Below are 9,967 nucleotides of genomic sequence, written 5' to 3' on the forward strand. Positions count from 1 at the left end.
GTCAGTCCTCCTTCCGGGTGTCGTCGCTGTGCACGGCCTGCGACTCCCGGCCGGGCTGGTCCTCCGGGCGCGGCCCGGGGACGTCGTCGAGCGGGGTCGGCGAACCGCCGGCACCGGCCGGCGCGGTCCAGTTCCGCTCGCGGGCCAGGCGCAGGCCGGCCAGCGTGGACTTGCCACCGGTCGGGCCCTCGTCGGCGCGGCCGTCGGGGAAGCCGGCCAGCACGCGCTCGGCCTCCCGCCAGGTGCAGATCGTCGCACCGCGCGGCGACTTCACCTCGGTGCCCGCGCGCAGGTCGTCGACCAGCTGGGTGGCCGACTCCGGCGTCATGTCGTCGAAGAACTCCCAGTTCACCATCATCACCGGCGCGTAGTCGCAGGCGGCGTTGCACTCGAGGTGCTCGAGGGTGATCTTGCCGTCCTCGGTGGTCTCGTCGTTGCCGACGTCCAGGTGCTGCTTGAGCCGGTCGAAGATCAGGTCGCCGCCCATCACCGCGCAGAGCGTGTTGGTGCAGACGCCGACGTGGTAGTCGCCGACCGGACGGCGCTTGTACATCGTGTAGAAGGTGGCCACCGCCGACACCTCGGCGCCGGTCAGCCCGAGCATGTCGGCGCAGGCCTCGATGCCCTCCGGGGTGATTCGGCCCTCGACCGACTGCACCAGGTGCAGCATCGGCAGCAGTGCGGACCGGGCGACCGGGTACCGCGCCGCGATCTCGCGCATCTCGGCGAGCGTGGCGTCGGTGATCTTCGAGTCGCCGGTGCTGTACGGCACCGTCTGGTCGGTAGCAGTTGTGTGGTTCTCGGCCATTTAGCGGTCCACTCCACCCATCACCGGGTCAAGGCTGGCGACGGCGACGATCACGTCGGCGACCTGGCCGCCCTCGCACATGATCGGCATCGCCTGCAGGTTTGCGAAGGACGGGTCACGGAAGTGCACCCGGTACGGCTTGGTGCCGCCGTCGGAGACCACGTGCGCACCGAGCTCGCCGCGCGGCGACTCGATTCCCACGTAGGCCTGACCGGCCGGCACCCGGAAGCCCTCGGTGACCAGCTTGAAGTGGTGGATCAGCGCTTCCATCGACTCGCCCATGATGTGCTTGATGTGGTCGAGCGAGTTGCCCATCCCGTCGGCGCCGACGGCCAGCTGGCTCGGCCAGCCGATCTTCTTGTCGGCCACCATCACCGGCTGGCCTTCCATCTTCTCCAGCCGGTCGGCGCACTGCTCGACGATCTTCAGCGACTCGTGCATCTCCTGCAGCCGGACGCGGAACCGCCCGTACGCGTCGGAGGAGTCCCAGGTCGGTACGTCGAAGTCGTACGTCTCGTAGCCGCAGTACGGCTGGGTCTTGCGCAGGTCCAGCGCGTAGCCGGTCGAACGCACCACCGGGCCGGAGATACCCAGCGCCATACAGCCGGCCAGGTCCAGGTACCCGACGTCCTGCAGCCGCGCCTTGAAGATCGGGTTGGCGTTGCAGAGCTCGGCGTACTCCTTGAGGTGCTTGTTCATCCACGTGATGTACTCGCGGATCTTGTCCAGCGCACCCGGCGGGAGGTCCTGTGCGACACCGCCCGGACGGATGAACGCGTGGTTCATCCGCAGACCGGTGATCAGCTCGAACAGGTCCAACGTCTTCTCCCGCTCGCGGAAGCCGATCGTCATCACGGTCAGCGCGCCGATCTCCATACCGCCGGTGGCGATACAGACCAGGTGACTGCTGATCCGGTTGAGCTCCATCAGCAGCACGCGCATCACGTTGGCCTTCTCCGGGATCTGGTCCTCGATCCCGAGCAGCCGCTCGACCGACAGGCAGTACGCCGCCTCGTTGTAGAACGGCGACAGGTAGTCCATCCGGGTGCAGAACGTGACGCCCTGCGTCCAGGAGCGGAACTCCATGTTCTTCTCGATGCCGGTGTGCAGGTAGCCGATGCCGCAGCGGGCCTCGGTCACCGTTTCACCGTCGAGCTCGAGGATCAGCCGGAGCACGCCGTGCGTGGACGGGTGCTGCGGGCCCATGTTGACGACGACGCGCTCTTCCGGCTCCTCGCCGAGGCCGGAGACCACCGAGTCCCAGTCCTGGCCGGTCACGGTGAAGACCTTGCCCTCGGTGGTGTCCCGAGTGGTCGCGTACGGGTCTGTAGTGGTCATCAGTTGTACGACCTCCGCGTGTCGGGCGGTGGGATGACAGCGCCCTTGTACTCGACGTCGATACCGCCGAGCGGGTAGTCCTTGCGCTGCGGGTGGCCCGGCCAGTCGTCGGGCATCTGGATCCGGGTCAGCGCCGGGTGCCCGTCGAAGACGATCCCGAAGAAGTCCCAGGTCTCCTTCTCGTGCCAGTCACTGGCCGGGTACACCGAGACGATCGACGGGATGTGCGGGTCGGCGTCGGGCGCCGACACCTCCAGCCGGACCCGCCGGTTGTGGGTGATCGAGAGGAAGTGGTACACCGCGTGCAACTCGCGGCCGGTCTCGTTCGGGTAGTGCACGCCGCTGACGCCGGAGCAGAACTCGAACCGCAGGTCCTCGTCGTCGCGCAGGTGCTTGCACACCTCGACCAGGTTCTCCCGCTTGATGTGCAGGGTCAGCTCACCGCGGTCGACGACGACCTTCTCGATCGAGCCGTCGGCGGTCAGGCCCTCCAGCTTGTCCACCGCGGCGTCGAACCAGGAGCCGTACGGCCGCGGGGTCGCGCCGGGCAGCGCGATCTGCCGCTTCAGGCCGCCGAACCCGGAGGTGTCACCGGTGCCGCGGACACCGAACATGCCCTCGCGCTGGTCGATGACCTCGGCGCCCGGCGTCTGCGCGTCGCTCGCCGCGGACGTCGCCGGAAGGTTCTCGGGCTGGGAATCGCTCACCGCAAGAGCCCCTTCATCTCGATCGTCGGGGCGGCGGTCAGGGCCGCGGCCTCCTGCTCGGCCTGCAGCGCCTTCTTGTGCGCGCCGAGCTTCATGTTCTGGATCTGGTCGTGGATCTTCAGGAACGCGTCCAGCAGCATCTCCGGCCGCGGCGGGCAGCCGGGCAGGTACATGTCCACCGGGACGACGTGGTCCACGCCCTGGACGATCGCGTAGTTGTTGAACATGCCGCCCGACGACGCGCACACGCCCATCGCGAGTACCCACTTCGGGCCGGGCATCTGGTCGTAGATCTGGCGCAGTACCGGAGCCATCTTCTGGCTCACCCGGCCGGCCACGATCATCAGATCGGCCTGCCGCGGCGAGGCCCGGAAGACCTCCATGCCGAACCGGGCGGCGTCGTACCGCGGCGCGCCCGTGGTCATCATCTCGATGGCGCAGCAGGCCAGCCCGAAGGTTGCCGGCCACAACGAGGCCTTGCGCATGTAGCCGAGCACACCTTCGACGGTGCTCAGCAGGACGCCGGCCGGAAGCTGTTCCTCAAGACCCATGTCAGTCCCACTCCAGTCCGCCGCGGCGCCACACGTAGGCGTACGCGACGAAGACGGTGACGATGAAGATGACCATCTCGATCAGCCCGAACAGCGCCATCTGGTCGAAGGCGACGGCCCAGGGGTAGAGGAAGATGATCTCGATGTCGAACACGATGAACAGCATCGCGGTGATGTAGTACTTCACCGGGAAGCGGCCACCGCCGACCGGCTGCGGGGTCGGCTCGATCCCGCACTCGTACGAATCCAGCCGGGCCCGGTTGTACCGCTTCGGCCCGACCAGCGCACTGACGGCGATACTGCCCGCGACGAAGAGCGCCGCGAGCACACCTAGAGCGAGAATCGGTGTGTAGGGGTGCATCGCTGCGTGCTCCCTCCTTCAGCCGGTTGGTTCTGTCTATCGGTCAGCCCTGGTACCAGGACTGTGTTATCAGTAGCGCTGTGGCTCGGCTCACTCGCCCCGGCGGTCAGGCCGCGGGAGCGACCTTCGTGAGCCCGTTGATGATCTTGTCCATCACGTCCCCGTCGCGCGGGTCGGTGAGGTTGGCCAGCAACTTCAGGGTGAACTTCATCAGGGTGGTGCGCGGCAGACCGTACTTGGTGCACAGCCGCATCACCTCCGGATTTCCGATCAGCTTCACGAAGATCCGGCCGAGCGTGTAGTAGCCGCCGTACTCCTGCTTGAGCGCCTTCGGGTACGCCGAGAGCGCGCGCTCGCGCTGGTTCGGCTGCCGGCGCAGCGCCTGCGCGGCGACCTCGGCGGCGAACGACCCGGACTCCATCGCGTACGGGATGCCTTCGCCGTTGAACGGGTTGACCATGCCGCCGGCGTCGCCGAGCAGCATCAGCCCGCGGGTGTAGTGCGGCTGCCGGTTGAAGCCCATCGGCAGCGCGGCCCCGCGGATCGGGACGGTCTGGAACTCGTCGCGGAACTGCCACTCCGCCGGCGTCACCTTCAGCCACTGCTTCAGCAGGTCCGCGTAGTCGACCTTGCCGAACGCCTCGGAGGTGTTCAGGATGCCGAGCCCGACGTTGACCGTGCCGTCGCCCATCCCGAAGATCCAGCCGTACCCGGGCAGCAGCACCCGGCCGCCGGGCTGCTTCGGGTCGTCGGCCCACAGCTCCAGCCAGGACTCGAGGTAGTCGTCGTTCGTCCGCGGGCTGGTGAAGTACGTCCGGACGGCGACGCCCATCGGACGGTCGTCGCGCTTGTGCAGCCCCATCGCGATGCTCAACCGCGACGAGTTGCCGTCCGCGGCCATCACCAGCGGCGCCCGGAACTCGACGTCGGCGCCGGCCCGGCGGCCGTTGTCGTCGACCGGCTTCGCGGTCACCCCGACGATGTGGCCGCGGTCGTCCAGGATCGGCCCGCTGACGTTGGTCCGCTCCCGCAGCCGCGCCCCGGCCTTCTCGGCCTGCCGGGCGAGCATCTCGTCGAAGTCCATCCGGTTGCGGGTCAGGCCGTAGTTCGGGTGGCTGGCCAGATCCGGCCAGTCCAGCTGCAGCACGTGCCCGGCGCCCTGGATCCGCAGCCCGTAGTTGCGGATCCAGCCGGCCTCTTCGGAGATGTCGATGCCCATGTTGATGAGCTGCTTGGTGCCGCGCGGGGTGAGGCCGTCACCACAGACCTTCTCCCGCGGTAACGCGGTCTTCTCCAGCAGCAGAACGTCCAGTCCGGCGTTCGCCAGGTGGTACGCCGCCGCCGAACCGGCGGGTCCGGCACCGACGACGATCACATCGGCGGTCTCCGCCTGCTGCCCGCTCGGCACGCTCTGGCTCATCTCTTCCCGGCCTGGATGTTGGGGGCGTTGTGCGCTCGTGAAGGCATTCACGAACGCTCTTCACTCGACAGTCTAGGACTGCCTGACGTGGACACGAAACTCGCCCCAACCGCCTTGCGGACAAGCGAATTTCGCATAACTTCCGTTGCGTAATTAACTGGGCCTCACCCGGTCCGGATCGAGGCGGGAGTCAGGTGCGGGTCAGGCGGGCTTCACCCCGCGGTGGATGGCGACCAGGCCGCCGGTCAGGTTGCGCCACTGCACGCGGCTCCAGCCGGCGTCCTCGATCGCGCGGGCCAGCGGCTCCTGCGGCAGCCACGCGCGGGTCGACTCGGCCAGGTACTCGTACGCCTCGGGGTTGGTCGAGACCACCTTCGCCACCGCCGGTACGGCGCGCATCATGTACTCGAGGTACACGACCCGGAACGGCTTCCAGGTCGGGTGCGACTGCTCCAGTACGACGAGCCGTCCGCCCGGCCGAGTGACCCGGAGCATCTCCTGCAGGGCGACCGTGACGTCGTTGACGTTGCGCAGAGCCCACGAGATCGTCACCACGTCGAACGTGTCGTCGGCGAACGGCAGCCGGAGCGCGTCCCCCGCGACCAGGTCGAGCTCGGGATGCCGGCGCTTGCCGACGCGGAGCATCCCGACGGAGAAGTCGCAGGACACCACGTCCGCGCCCGCCTCGCGCAGCTTGATGCTCGACGCACCGGTCCCGGCCGCCAGGTCGAGGATCCGCAGCCCCTGCCGCGGCGCGATCTCGGCCAGCGTGGCGGGCCGCCAGTACAGCTTCTCCAGCCCCATGGTCGCGACCGCGTTGGTCCGGTCGTACCCCTCCGCCACGTTGTCGAACATGGCCGCCACGGCCTGCGGGTCCTTGGTCAGATCTGCGCGGGTCACCTGTCTAGTGTCCTGCACCGTCCTCCGTGCGGCGGCTCCGGTGTCCAGGTGGGTGCATCGCAAGGCGGAGGGCAGGGCTCGATGCGGGGTTCATCGTGCCCTGCCCTCCAACGCAGCGAGGTACCCGCATGGGCGCCGGAGACGGTGTGCGGAGGGCGGTGCAGGACGCGAGGTTCATCACGCGAGGCCGGGCCGGACGGACAGGAGGCATACGCTGTGATCTCGTGAGTGCATCTCCAGGGAGCCGTGCGGCCCTCGCGACCCGAGGCCCCGCACCGCAGTTGGTGGTTCGCAGTCAGCCGGTGGACGGGGTGTCGGCACACCTGCTCGACCACCTGCCGGCCGAGGGCGGACTCGCGTGGGTACGGCGGGGCGACGGCCACGTCGGCTGGGGCGCCGCCGCCCGGCTGGACGTTGCCGGAAGCAACCGCTTCGACGAGGCCGTCGACTGGTGGCGGGAGCTGACCGGGGCCGCGGTGATCCGCGACGAGGTCGGCGTACCGGGCTCGGGGCTGATCTGCTTCGGCTCGTTCGGGTTCACCGACGACGACCCCGGCGAACTGGTGGTACCCGAGGTGATCGTCGGCCGTCGCGGTGACACCACCTGGGTGACAACGGTCTCACCCGCCGCGTCGTTGGCCGCCCCGCCGGAGCTGGTCACCTACGAGCCGTCCCCGGTGTACGACGTGGCGTTCGCGGACGGCGCGCGGACCGGCACCGACTGGTCGGGCATCGTCGCGGACGCGGTCCGCCGGATCACGGCCGGCGAGCTGGAGAAGGTGGTGCTCGCGCGCGACCTGATTGCGATCGCCGAGCAGCCGATCGATCTACGCTGGCCGCTGCACCGGCTCACGACGTCGTACCCGAACTGCTGGACGTTCTCCGTCGACGGCCTGATCGGCGCCACGCCCGAGCTGCTGGTCCGCCGGGAGAAGGGCCTGATCACGTCCCGCGTGCTGGCCGGGACGATCCGCCGGACCGGCGACGACGCGCACGACCTGGCGCTGGCCGCGTCGCTGGCCCGGTCGTCGAAAGACCTGGAGGAGCACGAGTTCGCGGTCCGCTCGGTCGCCGAGGCGCTCGAGCCGCACTGTACGTCGATGAATGTGCCGGAGACCCCGTTCGTGTTGCATCTGCCGAACGTGATGCACCTGGCCACCGACGTCGCAGGCGTCGCGAACAACGGAGCCTCCGCGCTCGGCCTCGCCGCCGCACTGCACCCGTCGGCCGCCGTCTGCGGTACGCCGACCCCGGTCGCGCGGAACCTGATCGGCGAGATCGAGGGCATGCGGCGCGGCCGGTTCAGCGGACCGGTCGGATGGATGGACGCCGCCGGCGACGGCGAGTGGTGCATCGCGCTGCGCTGTGGCCAGGCCGACCCCGAGAACCCGCGCCGGATGCGCCTGTTCGCCGGTGCCGGCATCGTCGCCGGGTCCGACCCGGACGCCGAACTGGCCGAGACGAACGCCAAGTTGGTGCCGATGAGAGACGCGTTGGGAGACTGAGGATGAAGCTCACAAAGTTCGGCCACGCCTGTGTCCGGCTGGAGAAGGACGGGAAGATCCTGTTGATCGACCCGGGAACGTTCAGCGAGGACGCCGCCTTCGAGCGCGCCGACGCGATCCTGATCACGCACGAGCACCAGGACCATGTGGACGTCGCGCGGCTGGGTGCATTGCAGGTGCCGATCTTCACCACCGCGGGCGTCGCGGGCCAGTTGAACGACGAGCGGGTGACCGTGGTGTCGGAGGGGCAGTCCTTCGACGCGGCCGGTTTCGTGGTCCGTGCCTACGGCAAGGACCACGCGGTGATCCTGCCCGAGCTCGGCGTACCGTGCGAGAACATCGGCTTCCTGGTCGACGACGCGGTCTACCACCCGGGGGACTCGTTCACCCAGCCCGACCGTGAGGTGCACACGAATCTGGTGCCGATCTCCGGCCCGTGGTTCGCGCTGCCGCGCGCGGTCGAGTACGCCCGGTCGGTCAAGGCGCAGCAGACCGTCGGCATCCACGACGCGCTGCTGAGCGAGATCGGTCTGGGCTTGATGCAGCGCTTCCTCGACGCCGACGGCCGGCCGTACCACGGGCTGGAGTCCGGTCAGTCGATCGAGATCAACTGAACTCGATGTCGACGAAGTCGGCGACCGGGCGGTAGCCGGCATCGTGGTAGATCTTGTTCGACGTCGGGTTGGCGAGGTCCGTGTAGAGGCAGGCCTGGTTGCCGGCGGCGAGGATCCGTTCGGTCACGCGGCTGGTCAGGGCCCCGGCGTACCCGTGCCGTCTGTGCTCGGGCGGCGTGTAGACCGGGCCGACGCGGCACACGCCGAACAGCTCCGGCCGGTGGCCGACCATGCTGACCGGGACGCCGTCGGCCGCCCAGATCCACAACATGCCGTCGCGGAGCCGCCGCTCGGCCCAGTCGCGACTGTCGGCGGCGATCGCGTCGAGCGCTTCGTCCGCGAACGCGTCGCTCCAGGCGGCGACGACGTCGACGTCGCCCTCGCACATCGGGCGCGCCTGCCCCCTGTCGGCCTCGAGCACGGTGAGCTCGATCAGCTTGTGCAGCCGGGTGCCCCGCGTTTCGCTTGCCGTCACACCCCGCAACTCCGCCCACCGCTGCCCGAACCGGACCGCCGCCGGCCGGTCGCCCGCGACACCACTCAGGTCCGGAAGCAGGTCGGCGTACGCCTCGGCGATCGGCTCCGCGAGGTCCTCCCGCAGCGCACCGAGGTACACCCCGCGCCCCGGCGTCCGCATCGCGACACCGACCACGTCCGGCTCGTGCACGGACACGAAGTACGACTGTTCGTCCTCCGGTTCCGCGGTCCCCTCCGCCCGGTCCCGTACGTTGCTCAGAATGATCGTGTGTAGCACCGGATCCCTTTGCAAGAAGGGGAAAACCGTCTCCGCAAAGGCTCGCGGATCACTTGTCACCCGCACGTCCATGCCCGGATCGTACGCCGCACCGCCGGTTCCGGCGCGGGGATTTAGACTGCGAACATGTCCACCACGCGGTTGTTGCTGCTCGGCGTCGTGCGGATCTTCCAGCCGGCGTACGGGTACCAGCTGCGCCGTGAGCTGCTGACCTGGAACGTGGAGCAGTGGGCGAACATCAACCCCGGATCGATCTACACCGGACTGCGGACGCTCGCCAAGCACGGGTATCTGCAGGAGCTCGAGCAGGACGGCACGCACCGGCCCGGGCGGACGTCGTACAAGCTGACCGCGGACGGCGAGACGGAGTACTTCTCGCTGCTGCGCGGCATGCTGTGGACCGTCGACCAGTTCCACCCCGACAAGATGCAGGTCAGCCTCAGCTTCCTGTGGTCGCTCGGCCGCGACGAGGTGATCGCCGCGCTGGAGGCGCGGATCTCCCAGATCGAGGCGTTCCTGAAGTCGGAGCCGTTCGCCGAGCGGCAGATCCTGGGTGATCCGGCGACCCCGAACCACGTGGTCGAGATGTTCCGCATCGTCCAGTCCCGCGACGAGGGCGAACTCCGCTGGACCCGCGAGTTCCTCGACCGCATCCGCGCCGGCGCCTACGCCTTCGCCGGCGAAACCGCCGACTGGGTCCCCTACCCCGGCATGGTCACCCACTGGGGCGAAATCCCCGACGCCCCCACCGCCGACTGACCCACCACCGACCGGCCCACCACAGACCGGCCTGGTCGGTGTGGTGACCGGCGTGCGGCGGCCGCCCGCGAGACCACGCACGCCGGCGGGATCGCCGGTACCTGTGACCGATCCGTGGGTGGGTCTGGATGACCGGGTCGGCGCCCGGACCGGACGACCGCGCGCGTTCCCGCACGGTGGGTTCACCCATCGTGTTGTGGGTTCCTGACCCCTGTGAAGGGTACGGAACCCACAACACCGTGGGTGAACC

11 protein-coding genes are annotated in these 9,967 nt (G+C 69.1%); 3 read left to right on the plus strand and 8 right to left on the minus strand.

Annotated elements, in window-relative coordinates:
* Position 1 precedes the first annotated feature (1 nt).
* The 7 genes from nuoE to AB0B82_RS23260 form a co-directional block, all read right to left on the minus strand.
* Entirely contained in the window at positions 2-808 is an 807-nt protein-coding gene (nuoE, locus tag AB0B82_RS23230; protein ID WP_360172096.1) for an NADH-quinone oxidoreductase subunit NuoE, read from the minus strand.
* Positions 809-2,146 carry an NADH-quinone oxidoreductase subunit D gene (locus tag AB0B82_RS23235; protein ID WP_360172098.1) on the minus strand — a complete coding sequence of 446 codons (1,338 nt, stop codon included), beginning with the start codon at positions 2,144-2,146 and terminating at the stop codon, positions 809-811.
* On the minus strand, positions 2,146-2,853 hold the full coding sequence (locus AB0B82_RS23240; protein WP_360172101.1) for an NADH-quinone oxidoreductase subunit C: 708 nt from the start codon (positions 2,851-2,853) through the stop codon (positions 2,146-2,148). The genes AB0B82_RS23235 and AB0B82_RS23240 overlap by 1 nt, the downstream gene beginning before the upstream one ends.
* On the minus strand, positions 2,850-3,404 hold the full coding sequence (locus tag AB0B82_RS23245; protein ID WP_360172103.1) for an NADH-quinone oxidoreductase subunit B family protein: 555 nt from the start codon (positions 3,402-3,404) through the stop codon (positions 2,850-2,852). The genes AB0B82_RS23240 and AB0B82_RS23245 overlap by 4 nt, the downstream gene beginning before the upstream one ends.
* Before the next feature lies 1 nt (position 3,405).
* Positions 3,406-3,765, minus strand: coding sequence for an NADH-quinone oxidoreductase subunit A (locus tag AB0B82_RS23250; protein WP_131469019.1), 360 nt, complete (start codon positions 3,763-3,765; stop codon positions 3,406-3,408).
* Positions 3,766-3,871: 106 nt separating this feature from the next.
* Entirely contained in the window at positions 3,872-5,185 is a 1,314-nt protein-coding gene (locus AB0B82_RS23255; protein WP_360172106.1) for a geranylgeranyl reductase family protein, read from the minus strand.
* A gap of 201 nt (positions 5,186-5,386) precedes the next feature.
* Positions 5,387-6,085: a demethylmenaquinone methyltransferase gene (locus tag AB0B82_RS23260; protein ID WP_360172109.1), complete on the minus strand. Its 699-nt coding sequence runs from the start codon at positions 6,083-6,085 to the stop codon at positions 5,387-5,389.
* Positions 6,086-6,309: 224 nt separating this feature from the next.
* Here AB0B82_RS23260 and AB0B82_RS23265 point away from each other — a divergent pair, with 224 nt between their 5' ends.
* Together AB0B82_RS23265 and AB0B82_RS23270 are read left to right on the plus strand one after the other, a co-directional pair.
* Entirely contained in the window at positions 6,310-7,590 is a 1,281-nt protein-coding gene (locus AB0B82_RS23265; RefSeq protein ID WP_360172112.1) for an isochorismate synthase, read from the plus strand.
* Positions 7,591-7,592: 2 nt separating this feature from the next.
* Entirely contained in the window at positions 7,593-8,204 is a 612-nt protein-coding gene (locus AB0B82_RS23270; RefSeq protein WP_360172115.1) for an MBL fold metallo-hydrolase, read from the plus strand.
* On the opposite strand, the gene AB0B82_RS23275 is transcribed toward AB0B82_RS23270, so the two are convergent.
* Complete coding sequence (locus AB0B82_RS23275) at positions 8,197-8,958, minus strand: GNAT family N-acetyltransferase (RefSeq protein WP_360172118.1); 762 nt, start codon at positions 8,956-8,958, stop codon at positions 8,197-8,199. The two genes, AB0B82_RS23270 and AB0B82_RS23275, sit on opposite strands and share 8 nt — an antisense overlap.
* A 126-nt stretch (positions 8,959-9,084) precedes the next feature.
* On the opposite strand from AB0B82_RS23275, the gene AB0B82_RS23280 reads away from it, so the two are divergent.
* Complete coding sequence (locus tag AB0B82_RS23280) at positions 9,085-9,717, plus strand: PadR family transcriptional regulator (RefSeq protein WP_360172120.1); 633 nt, start codon at positions 9,085-9,087, stop codon at positions 9,715-9,717.
* Positions 9,718-9,967: the final 250 nt, after the last annotated feature.

Source organism: Kribbella sp. NPDC048915, assembly GCF_040649595.1.
In the GTDB taxonomy this organism is placed as follows: Bacteria; Actinomycetota; Actinomycetes; order Propionibacteriales; family Kribbellaceae; genus Kribbella.

Bases quoted from the DNA above. Each gene is read 5' to 3' on its own strand.
- AB0B82_RS23250 (WP_131469019.1), bottom strand. From the start codon at position 3,765: ATGCACCCCTACACACCGATTCTCGCTCTAGGTGTGCTCGCGGCGCTC.
- AB0B82_RS23235 (WP_360172098.1), bottom strand. From the start codon at position 2,146: ATGACCACTACAGACCCGTACGCGACCACTCGGGACACCACCGAGGGC.
- AB0B82_RS23280 (WP_360172120.1), top strand. From the start codon at position 9,085: ATGTCCACCACGCGGTTGTTGCTGCTCGGCGTCGTGCGGATCTTCCAG.
- AB0B82_RS23270 (WP_360172115.1), top strand. From the start codon at position 7,593: ATGAAGCTCACAAAGTTCGGCCACGCCTGTGTCCGGCTGGAGAAGGAC.
- AB0B82_RS23245 (WP_360172103.1), bottom strand. From the start codon at position 3,404: ATGGGTCTTGAGGAACAGCTTCCGGCCGGCGTCCTGCTGAGCACCGTC.
- AB0B82_RS23255 (WP_360172106.1), bottom strand. From the start codon at position 5,185: ATGAGCCAGAGCGTGCCGAGCGGGCAGCAGGCGGAGACCGCCGATGTG.
- nuoE (WP_360172096.1), bottom strand. From the start codon at position 808: ATGGCCGAGAACCACACAACTGCTACCGACCAGACGGTGCCGTACAGC.